Here is a 20,465-nt window from a genome sequence, read left to right as displayed (position 1 = left end):
TAGGAAAGTATATGTCGCTTTACAGTGATAAAGCGACATATACTTTCCCTCCATTGTAATCGAGGAAAAACTCGCGAGGCGTGTGCCGACCGTTGCTTTTTCCGTGTGGAGCGTGTGGCCTGAAGGGAGGGAAAGACCGGCAATTGTCTCCCTCTTCGAGGTACCCGGATGTTTTGCCGGTCCGACCGAAGGGCCACAAAGCGGCCGCTTGTCTTCTGTGTGGAAAAAGGACGAGCGGCACCGCCCGCGAGTTTTTCTTAATTTAACATCCTTTTTTGCGCTGTGTACTGCTTTCACGCATACTTCATCGATCTATTTCCTATAATAAGAAGTGGAAGAAAAGCCGATTCGCTTTATTTTAAGGAGGCGTTTTCATGAAATTGCGTGAAGAAATGCCGGAGTTTACCGGGGTGACGGAGTGGGTGAACGGAGAAGTGACAAAAGAAGAGCTGAAAGGCTCACCCACGCTTGTCCATTACTGGTCAATCAGCTGCCATACCTGCAAGGAGACGCTGCCGCAGCTGAACGATTGGCGTGATCGTTACAAAGAGCAGGGTCTGCGGGTTATCAGCGTCCATATGCCGCGTTCGGAGAAAGATATGGAAACCGGACCGGTAAAAGAAGCGATTCAGCAGTATGAATTAATTCATCCTGTTGCCATCGATAACAGCTATAAGCTGGTGGATGCCTATGAGAATCAGTATGTTCCCGCTTACTATGTCTTTGACAAGGAGCAGAAGCTTCGGCATTATCAGGCCGGTGAAAAAGGGTTGAAGATGCTTGAGAAGCGCCTGGATCGTGTATTGACGACAGGAGAAGCTGAACAATAGTCCGGACAGGACAGAAGGAGGAATCGGAACAATGAATTTGCCAACCAATCTGAAATACAGCAAAGAACACGAATGGGTACGTCTGGAAGGAAAGAAAGCGTACATCGGAATTACCGACTTTGCACAGTCTGAGCTGGGCGATATCGTGTTTGTAGAACTCCCGTCCGTAGGTGACGAAATAAAGCAAGATGAACCGTTCGGTAGTGTGGAATCCGTAAAGACGGTATCGGAGCTGTACGCGCCGGTTAGCGGCAAAGTAGTGGAAGTGAATGGCGATCTGGAAGATTCACCGGAGCTGGTGAATGAGTCTCCGTATGAGAAAGCGTGGATGATCGTGGTAGAAATCGCGGATGAAAGCGAAATAGGCAAGTTGATGGATGCTTCCGCTTATGAAGAGATGGTAAAGGAATAGAAACTCAAAAAAGTGGCTTCCTATGTTTGAAGCTGCTTTTTTTGTGGTGGAAAGCGAGTAAAAAACCGTGTAAACCGGCATACTATGATTATCTTTTTGTATCGGAGGGATTTTCATGTCACAGCAACCTGATGTAAATCGGATTGATATCACAAACAAAGTGCGTGGTGAAGTGACGGAAGATTGTATTGTCCTGACGTTGAATGGGCAGGAGATTGGCCACGTCCCCTTTGATGCGGCCTCCTGCACGATGAATGCCGGATACGCGGTGGATCAGCAGCGAATTTTCCGCATTGATTCGGCCGACATCGTTCATCCATCCAGCTATGTTGAAGATTGCGATTGGGGCTGGTGCTAGAGGCGGGGAAACCCGCTTCTTTTTTCTGTGAAAATCATGAAGGAAGAAGGAAAGGGAAGAGGAAAAAAGATCCAGGGTAGAAAAAGGCGAAGGCCTTTTTCTTCCGTAAATCTCAGTTCCTCCTCCCTTCCTTCATTCTTCTCTGTTTTTCACAGAAAGAAGAAGGATTGTGGGCAAAAGCCCGCACGCTTGGTCTCTTCCGTTGGGAAGTCGCGTAAAGGCGTTCCATTGCCCCTCCCTTCTCCCGCCCCTGCCACACTTTGTATTCTTTTCAAAGGGCCAAGCATATTTTGAGGTGTTGAGCTTTATTTTTATATTCATCCTCTCTTACTTACGCACCAACAAAAAGTAATCGGATTTCTCTCTTTATGTTAGGATAAAAAGAATATGCACCTGGCTTGTCTCATTCATCTACAAGCGGAGGCGTTTTTTTCTTTATGCAAAAACAGAGTATGATTTTGTTGTATAAAGGAGGACAGGCATAAAAAAATAAAGCGATTTTCTTTTCTCTACCTTAGTGCTATTGATGGTAAAGCGAAAAAAATCGGCAACTGTCTCCCGCTCCGAACAGCCCAGATGTTTTGCCGATTCGCTTTAGTGTAAAGACGGAGCGAACAGTACTGCATCTTCGGAGAAAAAAACAAGGCGAATTTTTTCGCATCCCCTCTCTATCACTGCAAAACAAACAGACAATTTTTTGCTTCATATGGAAAAAAGAAAACGCGCAATTTTTATGTTAGTTCTCTTTATGTGTGGTAGAATAAATAGAAAGCTAACGTAAACATTAAAACCCCATGGCTTTTCAGCGGCAACCCCGACATGAAAATCATGGGAAGGGTGGCTGACTTTTGAGGTACGAAGGAAAAGAGAGAAGAAAACGAGAAGATGATTTCAATGCGGAAAAAGGCGAAGGCCTTTTTCTTCCCTAGATCTTATTTTCTCCCCTCTCCTTCTTTCCTCATGATTTTCACAGAAAAGTTAGTAGAGAAGCTTATAGAAAATTCCAGCGATTTACATGTAGGCAAATAGAAAGCCTATCGCTAAAATAGGAAATAGATGTTTTTGTAGCGTAGCTGTATAGATAAAGGAGGAGTCCGGATGAGTTTTTGCTGCGGAGCCAGTATGATCGGCGCGCTCGGCAGTTTGCGTCACTTCAGAACGCAAATCCACAATGTCCCCATTCTTTACTGCCCTGTGTGTAATCGTATTGATGTTCATCCAGAGATTGAGGAAGAGTATGACATATTGTCAGAGTACGCGCAAGCTGATTTAGCTCCCGAGGTTGATTTTCGTGAATACGTAACGGGAGAGCATGTTGATAGAATATTTGAGAACTGCGTTTCGATTGATAATGGAAACATTTCATATATTCTCCGTACCCAAATTGACAATGCGCTGGACTTAATGTCCATTGCCAAGCAGTTGGAAGATGAGGCGTGGAGTGATGAATTAAAGCGGAGATTAAATAAGCTAAGCCAGCGCTTGAGCCGCTGGGAAGCCCAGAGTAATAAAACTTTGCCGTAACCCTATCAGGGGCTTGAAAAATAAAGAAAGCTGTTTTATGATGAGTCGCCGAAATATCTCTTGTGGTTAATAGAGAAAGAAAGGCGACTTTTCTTTTGTTTTTACCGTTATAATGAGGAGAGGATTTTAATGTAGAAAAAGGCGAACGCCTTTTTCTTCCCTGGATCTTTTTTCATCTCCCTCTCCTTCTTTCCTCACGATTTTCACAGAAAAAACGCGTGATTTCCCCCCTAAAAAGAAATGAAATGCGCGAATAAGTATAAAGCGAGGTGAACGTCCTTGTTACTCACACTTTTCCTGGGAAAATGGCGCCGAAAAGAGAAACCTCTACAGGAGAACGGCGAGGCTGATCACCTTCATCAAACAGTTGAGAGAATCCACCAGGGCGAAGACGAGTTGCGCAACGAATTGCTTCAGCAGTATCGGCCGTTCATCGGAACGGTCGTTTCAAAAGTGTGCAAACGATATATTCACCAGAGCCATGATGAAGAATTCAGTGTTGGACTAGAAGCATTTAACGAAGCGATATCACAGTATTCCAGCGAGAAGGGCGGCAACTTTTTGTCGTTCGCGGATCTTGTGATACGCAGGCGTGTCATAGATTACATTCGTAAGAATAAACAGCGTGCCTCGTTCGTTTCTTTTGACGAAGCTGCGGATCCCGAATCACCTGAATACAATGTTTGGGATGTGCAGGTAGCGGTTGAACAATACCAGGCGGAACGTGAAGCGGACATGCGGCGGGAAGAAATCCTGCACTACCGTGAACGCCTCCGTGAATTTGATATTGTATTGGAAGATCTCCCTGAATATACGCCCCGGCATGCAGATGCCCGAAATAATATGATTCGCATTGCCCGGATGATTGCAGATAACGAGAAATTGCGGGAGTCGTTTCTTATGAAGAAGAAAATTCCAGTTAAATACCTTCTTCAGTTTATTTCCTTTTCCCGTAAAACAGTGGAAAGAAATCGAAACTATATTGTGGCGATTACACTTATCTTTATCGAGAACTATCAGTACTTACGCTCCTACATTCAGATAGATGAAGCAGAAGGAAAGGAGGAGCCTGCAAGTGAAGAAGAAGGGCATCGTACTGGAGATACGGGGACAATATCTTATTGTAATGACATCCGACGGGGAGTTTTGTAGAGTTCCGCCTGTTGATGACGGGCCGCTTATGGAAGGCGATGAAATTGAATTTACGCATACGGTTGAGACAAGCACTGCAATCCGGAGTAAGCGGCAAGGCTGGAAACATTGGACATATATAGCGGCAGCCTGTCTGCTTTTGCTGATTACTGCACTGCCGTTGTGGAACATGGTGTTCGCCTCCGCTTACGCCGCGGTCTCTATCGATATTAATCCAAGCTTCGAACTTGAAGTGGACGAGAAATACGAAGTGACGGACGTGCAGGCGCTGAACGAGGATGCGGAACGGATGCTTTCAGACGTTGAATGGAAGGATCGGACGATGGTGGAAGTAACGAAGAATATCCTCTCTGAAGCCCGTCAGCACGGATTTCTTAAAACCAATCACGATGTGTTGATTGTACCCGTTGGTTTAAAAGATCCGAGTGCATCACAAGAGCTGCTGCAGATTATGAAGAAGGAAATCCCGAATCTCACCGCAGGCAGCCAGGATGAGTTGACCATTACCATGATGGAGAGCACAAAGGAGATACGCAAACAGGCTCAGGACTTCGGCGTATCTGCCGGACGCTACGCGCTGTACGATTCCTTGAAACGCATCCATAAGGATGTCAGTGAAGATAAAATCCGCAGCTTGAGTATTAGCGATGTTTCTTCCGCAATAGGAGGTTTTAAAAACATTCCAAACGTCGTTCAGTATTCAAATGTTCCTTCTGCCTTAAAGAAAGGGCAGCCGGTTAAACGGAAGCAAGCGATTCCTGTACAGGCTCAAACTGCCGCAAAACCGGTAAAACAGGGGACAGCGCCACAAAAGAAACCGGAACTACAGAAAAAGCAAACAGCAGCCGTTCATACCGAGCGCAGAACAGCTCCTCCGGTTAAACATGCTCCGAAGCTGACGGCACAGGAGCAGAAGGATAAGTGGAGAAACGTTCCGAAGCTCATTGTCGAAGAAACGAAGTATAAGGCGGGTGTGCAAGCGCAAAAAGAGAAGGAACGGACCGAAGAAGATAAGAAATACAATTCGGGATACGGACAACAGCAGCAGGCCCAGCAGGGTGGACGCGTCATTAAAAAAGAAGAGAAAGAGCGGAACGAAAAATACAAGGAAGAGCGCGAACAGAATAAACAGAATTTCGTTCGCCCTCCATTGAAGAAACAGGAAGAAAAGCCGCAGGAAGGGAATCAGGAAACACCTCCCGGCAAAAAGCCGGAGCCTTCCACTGATAAAGCCACCATGGCCAATTAGCCACAAGCCCTGTCATGAAAATGATGGGAAGGCGGCTGACTTTTGTGGTACGAAGGAAAAGAGAGAAGAGAACGAGAGGATGATTTCAATGTGGAAAAAGGCGAAGGCCTTTTTCTTCCCTGGATCTCATTTCCTCTTTCCCTTTCCTTCCATTCATAAGCGAAGAAAAACTCGCGGGCGGCCACGCCCGCGAGTTTTTCTCATGAGCTTATTCAAAAATCGAAGTGCGTTCGCCGCGTGAGTCGATCCCGGTACAGGATCTGCCGTCAAAGCGGCTCCAGCAGCGTGCCTCTGATAAAACAATAGGGTTTCCGACATACAGATGGGCATATTCTTCGTCTGTAACGTACTGGTACGCATATTGATTGAGCTGGCGGATGCGCCAAAGTTTCTTGCCGTCCGCTTCGTGGAACCAGGCCTGCGCCTTGTGGCAAAGAGGGTGGGAATCGTCGATGATTTTTTGACAGGGAGGACAGAAAAACTCCATTGTATCACCCCGTTTTTCCGAATTTCTTTGCCTACATTATACAAAAAATTCAGGTGAATGGTACGGCTTTTTCCGGAGACATTTAAAGAAAGAAAAAAGAAAGTTACAAATTGGCGTCCACTGCCATCGTAAGATAGAAAAGTGCTAAGATTAAAGGCAAAAGGGATAGAGTGAGGAGATGGACATGAAAGAGGCGATCATGTATGTCAGCGCGGCGATGTCGATTTCGGTTATGCTGTTTATTCTGGCTTTCTTTGCGCTAACCAGAAGAAAACCGGGCAAAAGTGATGTTGTAAGCATTGGACCGCAGCATTTCGATGTGCCGCTCTGGCAGGGAAAAGTAAAGGAAGTCGTACATAACGATAACGTACACACAACCGAGATGGATGTTATCGTATACAGCAAAAGCATCTTTATGGGATTCGCTTCGCAGGGGTTTCCATTCGTGAATATTAATGCCGAAGACATTATTAAGGTTCATTACCAGCGGCAGAGCGTATCGATTCAAATGAGAGAAGTGGACGGGCAGCCGGCATATGTGGCGATAAAAGGAGCAGGAGAAAAAGCGCTGCTTCAGTTTGCTCGCAAAGCGGAATTTATCGCAAGCCGGGCCAAAAAGGCATAGTAGTATGAAGGTAAGGAGCGAAAACAGAGAGCTTTCTTTTTTTCGTTCCCATCTTTGTTTTATATAGAAGTATATTTATTTATAGTTTCGTTAAGATTGGGTATCCTAGAGGAGGGCAAGAAAGGACACTTTCGAAACAAATTTGTTTAAAAAATATGTATATAGGTCTTTCCTTGATTTACAACTATGATATACTATATTATAAAAGAGGATTGAACACAAATCGTTTCTAATTCGTGACAATTGCACGTCATGTTTTGAAGTTGATAAAAGTTGGATGGAGGGAATTTACTCATGGCAGGAACACCGCATTTACAAATAAAAGACCTAACCGTTGCGATCGAAGATAAACAAATTTTAAAGGGCCTAAACTTGGAGATCAAGGGCGGGGAGGTACACGCCATCATGGGTCCGAACGGAACGGGGAAATCCACGCTTGCTTCCGCCATTATGGGTCATCCTAAATATGAAGTGACCGGTGGTTCAGTGACGTTGAACGGCGAGGACGTACTTGAGATGGAAGTGGACGAGCGCGCGCGTAAAGGGCTGTTCCTTGCGATGCAGTACCCGAGCGAGATCAGTGGCGTAACGAATGCCGATTTTCTGCGCAGTGCACTAAATGCCCGTCAGGAAGAAGGCAAGGAGATTTCGCTCATTAAATTCATCCGTCAAATGGAAAAGCAAATGGAAGTGCTGGAGATGGACCAGGCTTTCTCTCACCGTTATGTGAACGAAGGCTTCTCCGGCGGGGAGAAGAAGCGAAATGAAATTCTCCAGATGATGATGCTGAAGCCCAGTATTGCGATTCTTGATGAAATTGACTCCGGCCTTGACATTGATGCGCTGAAAATCGTAGCGCGCGGCGTAAACGAACTGCGCAGCCCGGATATGGGTGTGCTTATGATTACGCACTACCAGCGTCTGCTGAACTACATCAAGCCTGATTTTGTCCATGTTATGATGCAGGGACGCATCGTGAAGTCAGGCGGACCGGAACTGGCTCTGAAACTTGAAGAGAACGGATACGACTGGATTAAAGAAGAGCTTGGTATTCAGGACGAAACTGTAGGCGCAGAAAGCTAGGGTTAGGGGGAATGACAGTAATGAGCGTAGAAGCGAATGTGCGATTCGACCAGGAAGCGGTGGCCCGCTTCTCTCAGGGCGAACCGGAATGGCTGACACAGCTCCGCCGGGAAGGATTCGAGGGCTACCAGCAACTTCCGCTGCCGAAGCTGGAAAAGACGAAAATTGATAAATGGAACATCGATAGTTTTATCCCGTATAAAGAGGAAGCAAGGCTTTCTTCGATAGAAGAGCTGCCGCAGGAGATTAAGGACCTGCTTGATGCGGGTAACGACAATATCATTGTGCAGAAGCACTCCAGCATAGTATATGCGGGGATTAACGCTTCTCTGAAAGAACAAGGCGTACTGTTTATGCCGCTATCCCAGGCGGTGCAAGAGCATGGCGAACTCGTAAAAAAGTATTTATTCCAATGCGGTATTGAAAAACACAAAGTAACGGCGCTGCATCAGGCGTTCTGGAATGGTGGTTTCTTCGTGTATGTGCCAAAAAATGTCGAAGTGAAAGAACCGCTTCAAACAGTAGTATGGGGCGCTGATGAAGAAATTGCGTTGCTTCCGCACACGCTAATTGTAGCTGATGCCAACAGTAAGGTTACAGTTGTGGAAAATGTGATAGGAGCGGACTATAAGCAGCCTGTTGTTGTAAACGGTATGGTCGAAGTATTTGTACAGGGTGGCGCCAAAGTGCAGTATGCTTCTGTCCGGTCCCTCTCTGAACAGGTAACAGATTATACGTACCGCCGGGGCGTGACAGAAAACGATGCGCGTATTGAATGGTTGCTGGGCGATATGAACCACGGCAATACGATTGCTAACACGACGACCATCCTGAACGGAAACGGTTCATCTGCTGACGTAAAATCCGTTGCCATTGCAAATGGAAGTCAAAAGGAGAATTTTGTCTCTCGCGTCGTGCATATCGGTACTCATACCGAAAGCAACATCCTGTCCCGCGGCGTTATGCTGGATGAAGCGACCGCTATCTTCAACGGAATTACCGAAATGAAGAAGGGCGCACAGAAAGCCAACGGAGAGCAGGCGGAAAATATCTTAATGATTGGAGAACGCGCACGTGGCGATGCAAACCCAATTCTCCTTATCGATGAAGATGATGTCATGGCAGGGCATGCGGCATCCGTTGGGCCGATCAGCCCGCTTCAGCTGTACTACATGATGTCCCGCGGCGTAAAGCGTAAGGAAGCAGAACGTTTGATTATCAATGGCTTCCTGGCGCCTGTGCTGGACAATTTGCTAATCGAGGGTATGAAAAAACGCCTGAGCGCGGCGATTGAAGGTAAGTTATCCCGATGAATGCAAAAGAAATTCGCGAACTTTTCCCGATCCTTAACCAGAAGGTAAACGGCCATCCTCTGGTATACCTGGACAGCGCAGCAACTTCGCAGAAGCCCGTTCAGGTTATCGAAGCGGTCGACCGTTATTACCGGGAGTACAATTCCAACGTTCACCGTGGCGTTCACACCCTCGGAACGCTTGCAACGGATGGATATGAAGGAGCCCGTGAAAAAGTCCGTACATTCATTAATGCAAAAGAAACCGCGGAGGTTATCTTCACGCGGGGGACGACGACTTCCCTGAACTTTGTAGCGCAAGGTTATGCCCGTAACTTTATCGGTGAGGGAGACGAGATTGTCATCACGGAAGTAGAGCACCATAGCAATTTCATTCCGTGGCAGCAAATTGCTAAACTGACTGGAGCAACGCTCAAGTTCATTCCGCTTGCCGAAGACGGTACGATTACCGTAGAAGCGGCCGAGCAAACCATTACACCGAACACGAAGCTGGTGGCTATGGGCTATGTGTCCAATGTTCTTGGCTCGATCAATCCGGTGAAAGAAGTGGCGCAGATCGTGCACCGCCACGGTGGCGTGATGGTTGTCGACGGTGCGCAGGCAGCACCCCATCTGAAGGTGGATGTTCAGGAGTTAGATTGTGACTTCTTCGCTTTCTCGGGCCACAAAATGGCGGGACCGACAGGCATTGGGGTTCTGTACGGTAAGCGTCGCCTGCTTGAGAAAATGGAGCCGGTAGAATACGGCGGAGAAATGATTGATTTTGTTGACTTGTACGATTCAACGTGGAAAGAACTTCCGTGGAAGTTTGAAGGTGGCACGCCGATTATCGCGGGTGCAATCGGTCTTGGCGCGGCGATTGACTTCGTGGAATCCATCGGCCTGGATGCTATTCGCGATCATGAACGCAAACTTGTAACGTATGCGATGGAGCAACTGCGCGAAATCGAGGGGCTGAAGATTTACGGTCCCGAAGAGCGGAGCGGGCTGGTTACATTCACAATGAATGAGGCGCATCCGCACGATATTGCCACCGTACTTGATACGGAAGGCATCGCAATTCGTGCAGGACACCACTGCTGTCAGCCGTTGATGAAATGGCTGAAAGTATCGTCAACAGCACGTGCCAGCTTCTATTTGTACAACACGGAAGAAGATATAGATGCATTAGTGAAAGCACTTATTAAAACAAAGGAGTATTTCGGCAATGTCTTCTCTTGATGATTTGTACCGCAGAGTCATCATGGATCATTATCAGAAGCCCCGCAACCGCGGGGAGTTCGAAGATGACGCATTGACGGTAAACATGAACAACCCGACTTGCGGCGACCGCATTAAACTACAGTTGAAAGTGGAAGACGGAAAAGTCGCCGACGCTCGTTTTACCGGAGAAGGCTGTTCGATCAGCATGTCTTCCGCTTCGATGATGACGGAAGCTGTCAAAGGACTCGAAGTGGACGAAGCATTGACGATAGCCGATTTGTTCTCCCGGATGATGAAAGGGGAAGCCTCCGAAGAAGAGATTGAAGAGGCGGACCTGGGCGATATCGAAGCGCTGCAAGGCGTAAGCAAGTTTCCGGCCCGTATTAAGTGTGCTACTCTCGCATGGAAAGCCATGGAGAAAGGCCTCCGCGAGCAGCCTAAACATGAGGAGGCGTAGAACGCCTTAGCAAGGAGGAAATAAAATGAGCAAAAAAGCACCTGAATTGTCAGAGTACCAGTATGGGTTTCATGATAAAGACATTTCGGTTTTTCGGGCGAAAAAAGGATTGACGAAAGAAATCGTCGAAGAAATTTCCCGTATAAAAGGTGAAGAGCAATGGATGCTCGATTTTCGCCTGAAATCACTGGAACTCTTCCAGAGCATGCCTATGCCAACATGGGGCGGCGATTTGACGGAGCTGGACTTCAACAGCATCACCTATTATGTCAAGCCGTCCGAGAAGACGGGACGCAGCTGGGACGAAGTACCGGAAGAGATTAAGAATACGTTCGATCGTCTCGGCATTCCGGAAGCCGAGCAGAAATTCCTGGCCGGTGTATCCGCACAGTATGAGTCCGAAGTTGTTTATCACAACATGCAGCAGGATCTCGAAGAAATGGGTGTTATCTTCTGTGACATGGATACTGCCGTGCGTGAGCATCCGGAGATTGTAAAAGAATATTTCAGCACGGTCATTCCGCCGTCAGATAATAAGTTTGCGGCCTTGAACAGCGCGGTGTGGTCCGGGGGAAGCTTTATCTACGTACCGAAAGGCGTAAAATGCGAAACGCCGCTGCAGGCATACTTCCGCATTAACTCTGAAAATATGGGACAGTTCGAGCGGACGCTGATTATTGCCGACGAAGACAGTTTTGTCCACTATGTGGAAGGCTGTACAGCACCGATTTACAGCACTGATTCGCTGCACAGCGCAGTCGTTGAGATTATCGTGAAGAAGGGCGCACGCTGCCGCTACACGACAATCCAGAACTGGTCCAACAACGTATATAATCTGGTTACGAAGCGTGCTGTGGCTGAAGAAGACGCGACGATGGAATGGATCGACGGCAACATCGGAAGTAAGCTGACGATGAAATATCCGGCGGTCGTAATGAAAGGACCTCGTGCCAAAGGCGTAGTTATCTCCATTGCTGTAGCAGGCAAAGGCCAACATCAGGATGCAGGAGCGAAGATGATTCATCTTGCACCGGAGTGCAGCTCCACCATCGTATCGAAGAGTATCAGTAAACATGGTGGTAAAGTAACATACCGCGGACTTGCCAACTTCGGACGCAAATCGGAAGGCTCCAAGTCCAACGTAAAATGTGACACAATTATCCTGGATAAGCTGTCCACTTCTGATACGATTCCGTACAATGAGATTCTGAATAACAACATTACGCTTGAGCACGAAGCTACTGTTTCTAAGGTAAGTGAAGAACAGCTCTTCTATCTGATGAGCCGTGGTTTAAAAGAAGATGAGGCTACGCAGATGATCATCATGGGTTTCATTGAGCCGTTTACGAAAGAGCTGCCGATGGAATATGCAGTTGAGATGAACCGCCTCATCCAGTTTGAAATGGAAGGCTCAATCGGATAATCGAGCGGTAGTAAGTACGAAAACTCCCAAACCATTCGTTTGGGGGTTTTTTGTATGATATGATAAGAAAAAGTACATAAGTAAGCAGGCATATTGGAGTGGATAATGATGGGTTGGTTCGTTCTTACCCTGGTTGGAATAGCTGCCGGTACGTTCGGTAGCTTGCTTGGGTTGGGCGGGGGGATTATTCTTGTGCCCGCGCTATTTTATTTATCGGGTATCATTCCGGGCGTGCCTGAGATTACACCTCAGCTGGCGATCGGCACCTCGTTGATGCTTATTATCATTACAGCGCTGTCTTCAAGCATTAGCTATGCCAAGCAGAAACTAGTGGATTTTTCGAGCGCCTTTTTATTTTTCATAGGCAGCGCGCCAGGCGCCGTCATTGGAGCATGGCTCTCAGCCTATTTTGATAAAGACTCGTTTACTTTGTATTATGGGCTTTTCATGCTGTTTATGCTCTTGATTCTAACATACCGTTCGAAACTTACGCCGGGCAAGAATAAGGAATGGAAAACAACAAGAACATATATGGATATAAGCGGGCAAGTGCATACATATGGATATTCTAAACCGCTTGCTATCGCTATTTCATTGCTGGTAGGCATTTTATCCAGTGTATTCGGCATCGGTGGCGGAGCGTTGCTTGTCCCGTTCCTGCTTGTATTGTTTCGGTTTCCGCCGCACGTGGCCGCCGCCACGTCGATGTTTGTTATTCTGTTATCTTCGCTTGTCGGCAGTATTACCCATATTACACTTGGACATATTGTATGGAGCGCGGTGATTGCTATAGCGCCGGGGGCCTGGATCGGCGGAAAATTAGGCAGCACACTATCAAGAAAGCTGTCGGGCAAGGGGCTTGAGAGACTTATGCGGTTTGTCCTATTGTTAATTGCCGTCCGGATGCTCTGGCAGGGATTGATGTAGAGCAAGAATGAGACGGGATATGATTTGTTTAAAATACGATCTTCCTGTATCATGGGAAGAGGAATCGCCGCTTCCCAATTTGTTGGCGGCAGGGCTGCGTTCTCGGGTAGATGAGGAAATTGGCCTTGTGAACTCAGGCACGCTTTTGTTCTCCCTGGAAAAGGGAGATGTCACGTGTAAAGACCTTCTTTCTCTTTGTCCACACCCGATTAATCCATGTCGGATGAAGCTGACGGGGGCATAACTGCTTTTTATTCTGGAAGAAGCGCTGAAGAATTCCAGACGCAATCACTGGCATGCGACAAAATCGGGACATACTAGAAAAAAACTGCATTAGTATACAGATGTGAAAGGGGTAGTTTCATGAAGCTAGTCAATGATATTTACAACCTGTATCGTGATAAACTCACGGGCGATGAAGAAGATGTCACAGCGATTGTTATGAGCTTGCTGCATGGACAGAGCAAAGAAGAGCTCGTGCAATGGATTCAGGAGATGCAGGAGACGGAAATTTATCAGATGTTTGGCCTGTATTTAATGGAGGCGCTGCGAGTGAAAATGGCCGAAGACGGGATTGGGGGGGCGCGTCCGGAAACCGCGCGACAGCAGAGATATCATTGAGTGTCACCCAGCCTGCGCTGTTTACATACTGTGTAAAGGATAAAGAAAAGGCGCAAGGAGGATTAAAAATATGATTGAAATGAAGCCGCTCATGCTGGATGGTCATCAGGTAACCGCTATTTCGGTTCAACTGCCAAAAACCAGTCTGCTGATGGTAACGACGGAGAAAGGGTATATTATGTGCGGAGCACTTGATGTAGGATTGTTAAATGAACGGCTTGCCAGCCGCGGCATTATTGCGGGGCGGGCACTGGGAGTACGGACGATTGACCAGTTGCTGGAAGCTCCGCTTGAGTCGGTGACTTTCGCAGCGGAAGAGATGGGAATTGTACCCGGCATGAGAGGAAAGGACGCAATACTGGCAATGCTGTAAGGAGCTTTCTTTTGGAAAGCTCTTTTTTTAGGTCGATTATACGATATATTTCCTAGGTCTTTCTATGTATAATGAGAAGAAGAGACTAGAGTACGATGAGGAGTTAAACCAGTATGCGATTAATCTCAATTCAAAGCTGCGAAGCCGGTATGGTTTTGGCGCAGCCGATTTGCACGGATCAGGGGGCGGTGCTGCTCAATAAAGATATGGTACTGACCGATAGCATGATTGAACGACTTAAACGAAAAGGGGTTAATACACTATATATCCGTGACGAAGCGACAGAAGATCTGGAGATGGAAGAAGCTGTGTCTTCGGAGACGAGACGGGCGGCGGTAAAAGTCATCTATCAAGGTTTTTCTGAAATTGTTCATGCTGAGCAGAAGTGGAAATCACGTCTTTCTCCGTCCACAATTAATGCTTTCCGTAATGTATTCGACTCCATTGTCGGCGACCTGAAGCGTAATCGCAAAGCATTGGGATTGTTGAGCGATATGTACATACAGGACCATTATGTATATGCCCACTCGTTGAATGTGGCTATTTATGCCGCTGCAGTTGGAATTGAGATGGGGTACAATGATAAAGAATTGCTTGAGCTTGGAATGGGCGCCATGCTGCATGATATCGGAAAATTAATGGTTCCGGGAGAGATTCTCTATAAACCGGGCCGATTGACGGACGATGAATTTGCCGTAATGAAAAAGCATACGGAATACGGCTTCGATTATTTACGTCAGCAGCATGGTATTCCGCTGTTGGCCGCACACTGTGCCTATCAGCATCATGAGCGGCTGGACGGTACCGGTTATCCACGTGGTCTTAAGGGAGAGGAGATTCATAAATATGGGCGGTTACTGGCGGTATGTGATGTGTTTGATGCTCTGACAACCAATCGGGTGTATCGGGGTGCGATGCTGCCTCATGATGCAATGGAGATTATTTTCGCAGGGACGGGTACGCATTTTGAACCGGCGATTGTCGATGCGTTCCGCAAGACAGTCTCCATTTATCCTGTAGGGTTAACTGTAACACTGAGCAACGGAGCCACCGGCATTGTAGTTGACTATAATAGAAATCTGCCCGCAAGGCCTGTAGTGCGGGTGATTAAGCATGAAGACGGCAGCAAAGCTAACCCGTATTATGAAATTGATCTCTCCAAGGAATTAACCATTATGATTGTGCGGTGCGACACGATCCTATAGCAGCCGGGATTGATGAATGAGGTGAGGCAGACGATGAAGCTTTCAAACTATGTAACCAGCACGGAAGACAATGTATATGCGATTAAAAATATACCGGCTGAAGTTGTCGGCACTGTTTTTGCGAAGGTGAGCCGTAGTCCAGGCAGTTTTCGCGATAATTTGTATGACTTGCTCAAGAAGGGGGTTCTGTGTCTTCCAGATACAGACATGATTTCGATGTATAAGGAGTCCCTGGCGCATACGGAAGGAATGATGAAGAAATGGGGCATGGCGTATGGACATGCGAGCATAAAAGAGCATGCGTTTGCCCAATTCTGTATCGAGGGTGTCTCGCGCTGGTGTATCGAGATTCTGGAGACCGTCCAGGCAGCTAAATGGCTATCGTTTACGGAATTTAGCTTTCATTACCATAAACCGGAGGGTTTTGTCATTCCCGTGGAACTGGATAAGCATTCAGAATTGAAAGAACGCTACATCGCGTTTGGACAGCAATGCTTAAAAAAATATGAAGAACTGGTTCCGCTTTTCTTTGAAATAATCAAAGCGAAAAGTCCGGAAATGAAAGAAGATGTGGCCGAGAGGCTGGCATACGAAAATGCGCGCACTGTCCTGCCGCTGGCCACGAAATCCAATGTGGCCGTTACAGGAAATGCGCGCGCCATCTCGGACGCGATTGCTGAAATGCTGGCGCATGAAGGCTTTAGCCGGGAGATAGTAGAGGTGGCGGAGAAAATTCGTATGCATGCGACCGAGGTGCTTCCGTCTTCCATTGGCCATACGGAAGCCATGCTATATCAGCGTTCCTGTGTCGGCGAATTTTATCGGCGGCGGGCGGAAGCGCGGGAAGCACGGCCTGTCTATAACGGTCCGTTCATTGCAATATCGGATGCTTCACCTGTGTCTGAATGTATCCGTGCAGAGGACATGGTACTGGGAGATTTGTCTGCGATGACCAGGCTCAGCGAATTACCCGGGATTATGCGGGCATATGGCAAGCATATTGCTGTTACGTGTTCTGAAGGCTGCCACCACCAAATCATCCGTCACCGGGCATTTGACTTCTCGCTGCAACTGCCGGACACCCGTTATGGCTTGATGCTGCCGCAGGAAGTGGCAGAAGCGTCAGGCACACAGACAGCCGAGCGAATACTCGACATTCTGCTAACGATGCACAATGAATCGCATTGTCTGTACAATGAGCTTGCAGATACGGACCTTAATGGCATTGCTCCGTATGTGGTGCTGCACGCAAATGCGCGCCGCCTGCCGTTCTATGCCAATATGTACGGACTTGCCCATTTTGTTACGCTTCACAAAGAAGAGCAGGCGCACAAAGAAATCCGCACTGTTGCTTCCCAGCTTGAACGTGTTTTTCAGGAGACCGAGCAATTTCTGTCAGGTTTTAAGATGGATCGCCATTTGAAAAAGTAAGCTAAAAAATGATAGAAGGCACGTAGCTTTTATGCTCGCGTGCTTTTTTGGTGTTCCTTTTGTTTTAACAGATAAAGTACATAGGTAATGAGATACACTCCCATAAATACAATAGAGACACGATACATAGCCGCGTAGCTCATTGCTTTGGCCACTACACCGAGTGCCATAGCCCCGGCGCCTATTCCTAAGTCAAAGCCGGAGAAAAATGTGCCGGTAGCAGCACCGCGTCGGTTTGCCGCAACCCGGCTGATCGTCCAGGCCTGCAGAGTTGGTTGAATGGCACCAAAACCAACGCCGTAGAACAGGGAAGCAAGTACGAGTGAAGGCACGTTGGTAGAATAGGATAGCAGCAGAAGGCCTGCCACTGTAAAAAAGGCGCCGGGCAAAAGAATCCATACCGGACCCCGCCGGTCGAACAGCTTACCCGCCATCGGTCGGACGATCATAACCATAGCCGCATTAGCAAGAAAAAACCAACCTACGTTGGAAATACCGACTTCTTTGCCGAACAGTGTAATAAATGTTACGATTCCGCCATACGTAAGACCTAGCGTCATAGCGAGAAAAGAAGGGAATACCGCTCGTTTTTCCACCCATTCATCCAATCGACTTCGGACCTCAGAGACTTCTGTTTCTGTGGAGTCGGGCAGGGAAGGATACCGGATAATCTGGGAGATGAGAAAGCTGGCGATTGCGAGCAGTGCAGAGATGAAAAACAGCCATCCAAAACCGGCTTTTCCCATTACCCAGATGCCGAACAAAGGGGCCAGCGCCATCGCAAGCGTAGTTGACAGGCCATAGTATCCCATTCCTTCTCCGCGCCGCTGCGCCGGAATGATGTCCGAAATCACTGTTCCGAACGTTGTTGTCGTAATTCCCCAGCCAACTCCATGGATAACCCGCAGGCTTAAAATAAAAAACACGGTTGTTGTCCAGTAATAACCGGCCACAGCCAGAATGAAAATCAACAAACCGATCATCATAACGATTCTGCGGCCAAGCGTATCGAGCGCTTTGCCGGCGAACGGGCGGGCCAGCAGAGCGAACACGGTGAAAATTCCGATTACCGCTCCAACCGCAAGCTCATCGCCTCCACTTTGCTCTACATAAACCGGCAGCGTTGGAATCAACATTTGAAAGCTTGTGAACAAAAATAAATTAGCCAGTGTCGTGAAAATAAAATCCCTGGTCCAGAGCGCAGGTGATTCGATAGTATGTACGGGAGAAGCCATAAAATCATCTCCTCTTCATGGGAAGGGTTTACTACAATTTTACCTCATTTGTTTACAATTTGCTGAAAAATAAAACCCAATATCAAACTCTGCGCTTAACTTTTTATACATAAAGAGGAACGAGGCGAGAGAAGGGAGAAACATGTCACTTCGGTACGCTCCCGCAAGGAAGTATATACTGCCCGCTTCAGAGGACAAGCGAGCTCGCCCCCATCACCCTTTGGGTTTTTTTATTCATATCCTCAATCGCATTTTTAGGTATTGAGCTAAAAAATTTTTTTGGAAGAAAAATCTAATTTATAGAAGAATTGTTCCGATAATTATTACTGGGATGTTTTTACAAATAAGCGAAGGGGAGATTCTGATGAAGAAACAATTTTTTATCACTATTCACAGCTTTGTTTATACTAACGTTACTTTATAACACCTCCGCTGTACAAGCAGGACCAGCACCGAAGTTAACAAAAGTGCAATTTTTGGGCGTAACTTTTTATGACAATCTATTTGGTGTAGAGATTATTCCTAGCACATATACAACCGGCGATACTTTTACGGTTAGTACACACAGTTTAAATAAATCTGAAATCACATCAGTTCCTCCTATTCATTTAACTGAAGAGAAAATTAAAGAGCTTGAAGAAAAAGCTAAGAAGGAAAAACAGGAAATAAACTGATTGCCCAAAATAAGGAAGTAGGTGAAGATTTGATAAACATTTCATCAAAATCAGCAGCAATGCAAAGATCGATTTCGGTATTTAAAAGCCCAGAATACAAAGCATACACTCAGTTAACGATTGTAGCTCGCGTAAAACAAAACGTGGAAAACGGAAAAAAGCTGGGACAATCCTCAATGAGTTTTGATGAATTCAAAAAAATTATTGCTGACTGTAAAATTACAAGTAATTCAAATTCAAGAAAAATTTCCTGTTTTCATTCAGAACATATACAAACTCAACTAAGATTTAGGCCTGATGAGTCTAATCTTTATGAGAATGTGGCCAGAATTATCGAAAAGGCTTATGAAAAAGGACTTGTTAACGAAGATGAAACTTTAATTTCTTCTGCTGAATGGAGAGCCTAAAACGGGGTTGTTGACAAACAAAGAAAAATTACAGAAAAAAATGATTGTAAAGAACTGTGTAGAAAAGAATCTATACAGTTCTTTTTCTATGTAAATCGTGAGGAAAGAAGGGGAGGATGAGGAAAAAAGATCCAAGGAAGGAAAAGGCGTTCGCCTTTTTCCACATTGAAATCATCCTCTCGTTCTCTTCTCTCGATTCCTTCGTACCGCAAAAGTCAGCCGCCCTTCCCGTCATTTTCATGTTGGGGTTACGGCTGATTGGTCATGATGGTTTTATTTGCGCAAATCATGGAAAGGAAGTAGGATCATAAAAAAGGAGCGGAGGGAGCATGGAAAGAAATTATACATACTTTACTGTGCTGGAAGCGGCGGCGGTGGCGCTTGTCGGTGCGCTGCTCTTTACAGTGCTGCGTGTGCCGCTGCCGTGGATTCTCGGGCCGGTAGCAGCGGTAACAGTCTGGCGTCTTGCAACGCGCAGAACGCTTATGTGGCCGTACACGTTTCGGGAGACAGCACTTCTGTTGTTGGGATATATGCTGGGTGCGTCGTTTACACGGGAGACAGCGTTGCAGATTATACAGCAGCTTCCCTTTATGCTGGCATCTACCGTGCTGACCGTGCTGGTTAGCTTATCGCTTGGAGTGATTATTGCCCGTCGGCTGGGAGTAGACATTGCCAGCGGGGTTTTCGGCAGTGTGCCAGGTGGACTGTCACAAATGCTGGTACTAAGCGAAGAAACAGAGCGAGTAGATGCAACAATGGTGGCGTTTATGCAAACGATTCGTGTATTGGCGGTCATTTTTTTCGTGCCGTTTTTAACTGTACATGGCTTAGGACAGCAGGTGTCATCAGGCGGAGCGGGAGGGGCTGTGCCCGATACGGCGTGGATGCCTGCTTCATGGGAACAATATTTGCTGTATGCCGGAGTGGTGATAGCCGGTGCCTGGGGTGGAAAGAGGATCGGGCTTCCGGCTGCCGCATTGACCGGGCCGATGCTCGGCACTGCAGCGGTAATCATGGTGGGTGCCGGAGAAGCACCGCATTTGCCCCACACACTTGTCCTGTTGTCCCAGTTTGCTATTGGTACTCATATTGGACTGCAGATGAAGCCACAAACATTAAAAAGCATACGGGCGCTTGGACTGTATACCGTGCTTGGCAGCGTCTTTCTTGTACTTTTCTCGCTGCTCCTGGCTTTTCTGCTTACCCTTTGGACTCCGATGACATTAACCACGGCATTTTTAAGCACCGCACCGGGCGGTATTGCCGAGATGGGCGTAACGGCCAGCATGGTGCATGCCGATTTATCAATGGTCAGTGGCTATCAACTTTTTCGCGTATTTTTCGTCATGTTTATTGTTCCGCCGCTTCTGCAATGGTGGATTAGAAAAGGCGCATCCGAGAGCGGCAAAAGTGAAGAAGAGTTACCTTTGTAGCGCTGGCTGCTCTCGGTACGCTTCTGTTTTCTGTGAAAATC

At 47.0% G+C, this 20,465-nt stretch carries 24 protein-coding genes; 22 read left to right on the top strand and 2 right to left on the bottom strand.

The features are described 5' to 3' along the window. Positions 1-374 precede the first annotated feature (374 nt). The 6 genes from ADA01nite_RS04195 (at position 375) to ADA01nite_RS04170 (ending at position 5,525) form a co-directional block, all read left to right on the top strand. The gene (locus ADA01nite_RS04195; RefSeq protein WP_146808654.1) at positions 375-830 is read left to right on the top strand and encodes a redoxin domain-containing protein; all 456 of its coding nucleotides are present in this window, start codon (positions 375-377) and stop codon (positions 828-830) included. A 31-nt stretch (positions 831-861) separates the two neighbouring features. Further along, positions 862-1,242, top strand: coding sequence for a glycine cleavage system protein GcvH (gene gcvH / locus ADA01nite_RS04190; RefSeq protein ID WP_146808653.1), 381 nt, complete (start codon positions 862-864; stop codon positions 1,240-1,242). 115 nt (positions 1,243-1,357) lie between these two features. After that, positions 1,358-1,600 carry a DUF2553 family protein gene (locus ADA01nite_RS04185; RefSeq protein ID WP_146808652.1) on the top strand — a complete coding sequence of 81 codons (243 nt, stop codon included), beginning with the start codon at positions 1,358-1,360 and terminating at the stop codon, positions 1,598-1,600. Positions 1,601-2,698: 1,098 nt separating this feature from the next. After that, positions 2,699-3,124 (top strand): hypothetical protein, encoded by a 426-nt coding sequence (locus tag ADA01nite_RS04180; protein ID WP_146808651.1) that lies wholly within the window; start codon positions 2,699-2,701, stop codon positions 3,122-3,124. Positions 3,125-3,403: 279 nt separating this feature from the next. Beyond that, positions 3,404-4,276, top strand: coding sequence for an RNA polymerase sigma-I factor (gene sigI, locus ADA01nite_RS04175; protein WP_146808650.1), 873 nt, complete (start codon positions 3,404-3,406; stop codon positions 4,274-4,276). After that, positions 4,200-5,525, top strand: a complete 1,326-nt coding sequence (locus tag ADA01nite_RS04170; RefSeq protein WP_170230143.1) for an anti-sigma factor domain-containing protein — start codon at positions 4,200-4,202, stop codon at positions 5,523-5,525. The genes sigI and ADA01nite_RS04170 overlap by 77 nt, the downstream gene beginning before the upstream one ends. Before the next feature lie 208 nt (positions 5,526-5,733). Here the strand turns inward: ADA01nite_RS04170 and ADA01nite_RS04165 are convergent, their stop codons facing one another. Beyond that, a complete protein-coding gene (locus ADA01nite_RS04165) occupies positions 5,734-6,012 on the bottom strand; it encodes a hypothetical protein (protein WP_146808648.1) in 279 nt (92 codons plus the stop codon). A gap of 184 nt (positions 6,013-6,196) precedes the next feature. Here ADA01nite_RS04165 and ADA01nite_RS04160 point away from each other — a divergent pair, with 184 nt between their 5' ends. The 12 genes from ADA01nite_RS04160 (at position 6,197) to ADA01nite_RS04105 (ending at position 16,672) form a co-directional block, all read left to right on the top strand. Beyond that, positions 6,197-6,637, top strand: a complete 441-nt coding sequence (locus tag ADA01nite_RS04160) for a hypothetical protein (protein ID WP_146808647.1) — start codon at positions 6,197-6,199, stop codon at positions 6,635-6,637. Positions 6,638-6,931: 294 nt separating this feature from the next. Next, the gene (gene sufC / locus ADA01nite_RS04155; protein ID WP_146808646.1) at positions 6,932-7,720 is read left to right on the top strand and encodes a Fe-S cluster assembly ATPase SufC; all 789 of its coding nucleotides are present in this window, start codon (positions 6,932-6,934) and stop codon (positions 7,718-7,720) included. Positions 7,721-7,740: 20 nt separating this feature from the next. Next, positions 7,741-9,033 (top strand): Fe-S cluster assembly protein SufD, encoded by a 1,293-nt coding sequence (sufD, locus tag ADA01nite_RS04150; RefSeq protein WP_146808645.1) that lies wholly within the window; start codon positions 7,741-7,743, stop codon positions 9,031-9,033. Further along, entirely contained in the window at positions 9,030-10,253 is a 1,224-nt protein-coding gene (locus ADA01nite_RS04145; protein ID WP_146808644.1) for a cysteine desulfurase, read from the top strand. The genes sufD and ADA01nite_RS04145 overlap by 4 nt, the downstream gene beginning before the upstream one ends. Beyond that, on the top strand, positions 10,240-10,692 hold the full coding sequence (sufU, locus tag ADA01nite_RS04140) for a Fe-S cluster assembly sulfur transfer protein SufU (protein WP_146808643.1): 453 nt from the start codon (positions 10,240-10,242) through the stop codon (positions 10,690-10,692). The genes ADA01nite_RS04145 and sufU overlap by 14 nt, the downstream gene beginning before the upstream one ends. 25 nt (positions 10,693-10,717) lie before the next feature. Further along, the gene (gene sufB, locus ADA01nite_RS04135; RefSeq protein ID WP_146808642.1) at positions 10,718-12,115 is read left to right on the top strand and encodes a Fe-S cluster assembly protein SufB; all 1,398 of its coding nucleotides are present in this window, start codon (positions 10,718-10,720) and stop codon (positions 12,113-12,115) included. A 105-nt stretch (positions 12,116-12,220) separates the two neighbouring features. Then, positions 12,221-13,042: a sulfite exporter TauE/SafE family protein gene (locus ADA01nite_RS04130; RefSeq protein ID WP_246147211.1), complete on the top strand. Its 822-nt coding sequence runs from the start codon at positions 12,221-12,223 to the stop codon at positions 13,040-13,042. A 19-nt stretch (positions 13,043-13,061) separates the two neighbouring features. After that, a complete protein-coding gene (locus ADA01nite_RS04125; protein ID WP_246147210.1) occupies positions 13,062-13,286 on the top strand; it encodes a 5'-nucleotidase C-terminal domain-containing protein in 225 nt (74 codons plus the stop codon). Between the two features lie 119 nt (positions 13,287-13,405). Next, positions 13,406-13,663, top strand: a complete 258-nt coding sequence (locus ADA01nite_RS04120; RefSeq protein ID WP_146808640.1) for a DUF6154 family protein — start codon at positions 13,406-13,408, stop codon at positions 13,661-13,663. A gap of 70 nt (positions 13,664-13,733) precedes the next feature. Further along, positions 13,734-14,036, top strand: a complete 303-nt coding sequence (locus tag ADA01nite_RS04115) for a YunC family protein (RefSeq protein WP_146808639.1) — start codon at positions 13,734-13,736, stop codon at positions 14,034-14,036. A 113-nt stretch (positions 14,037-14,149) separates the two neighbouring features. Beyond that, positions 14,150-15,241: an HD-GYP domain-containing protein gene (locus ADA01nite_RS04110; protein WP_146808638.1), complete on the top strand. Its 1,092-nt coding sequence runs from the start codon at positions 14,150-14,152 to the stop codon at positions 15,239-15,241. A gap of 33 nt (positions 15,242-15,274) precedes the next feature. After that, positions 15,275-16,672, top strand: coding sequence for an FAD-dependent thymidylate synthase (locus ADA01nite_RS04105; RefSeq protein WP_170230142.1), 1,398 nt, complete (start codon positions 15,275-15,277; stop codon positions 16,670-16,672). A 29-nt stretch (positions 16,673-16,701) separates the two neighbouring features. On the opposite strand, the gene ADA01nite_RS04100 is transcribed toward ADA01nite_RS04105, so the two are convergent. Then, positions 16,702-17,907, bottom strand: a complete 1,206-nt coding sequence (locus ADA01nite_RS04100) for an MFS transporter (protein WP_146808636.1) — start codon at positions 17,905-17,907, stop codon at positions 16,702-16,704. A 467-nt stretch (positions 17,908-18,374) separates the two neighbouring features. Between ADA01nite_RS04100 and ADA01nite_RS04095 the strand changes: the two genes are divergently transcribed. From ADA01nite_RS04095 to ADA01nite_RS04080, 4 genes are all read left to right on the top strand, one after another. Further along, positions 18,375-18,581, top strand: a complete 207-nt coding sequence (locus ADA01nite_RS04095; RefSeq protein WP_146808635.1) for a hypothetical protein — start codon at positions 18,375-18,377, stop codon at positions 18,579-18,581. Between the two features lie 29 nt (positions 18,582-18,610). Next, positions 18,611-18,988, top strand: coding sequence for a YolB family phage-derived protein (locus ADA01nite_RS04090; protein WP_146808634.1), 378 nt, complete (start codon positions 18,611-18,613; stop codon positions 18,986-18,988). Between the two features lie 116 nt (positions 18,989-19,104). Further along, a complete protein-coding gene (locus ADA01nite_RS04085; RefSeq protein ID WP_146808633.1) occupies positions 19,105-19,299 on the top strand; it encodes a hypothetical protein in 195 nt (64 codons plus the stop codon). A gap of 18 nt (positions 19,300-19,317) precedes the next feature. Further along, positions 19,318-20,424, top strand: coding sequence for an AbrB family transcriptional regulator (locus tag ADA01nite_RS04080; protein WP_146808632.1), 1,107 nt, complete (start codon positions 19,318-19,320; stop codon positions 20,422-20,424). The last annotated feature ends 41 nt before the right edge of the window (positions 20,425-20,465 follow it).

This window comes from Aneurinibacillus danicus, from assembly GCF_007991215.1.
Taxonomy (GTDB): domain Bacteria; phylum Bacillota; class Bacilli; order Aneurinibacillales; family Aneurinibacillaceae; genus Aneurinibacillus; species Aneurinibacillus danicus.
The sequence above is the reverse complement of the archived record's forward strand: the minus strand, read 5'-3'. Positions and strand labels throughout refer to the sequence as shown.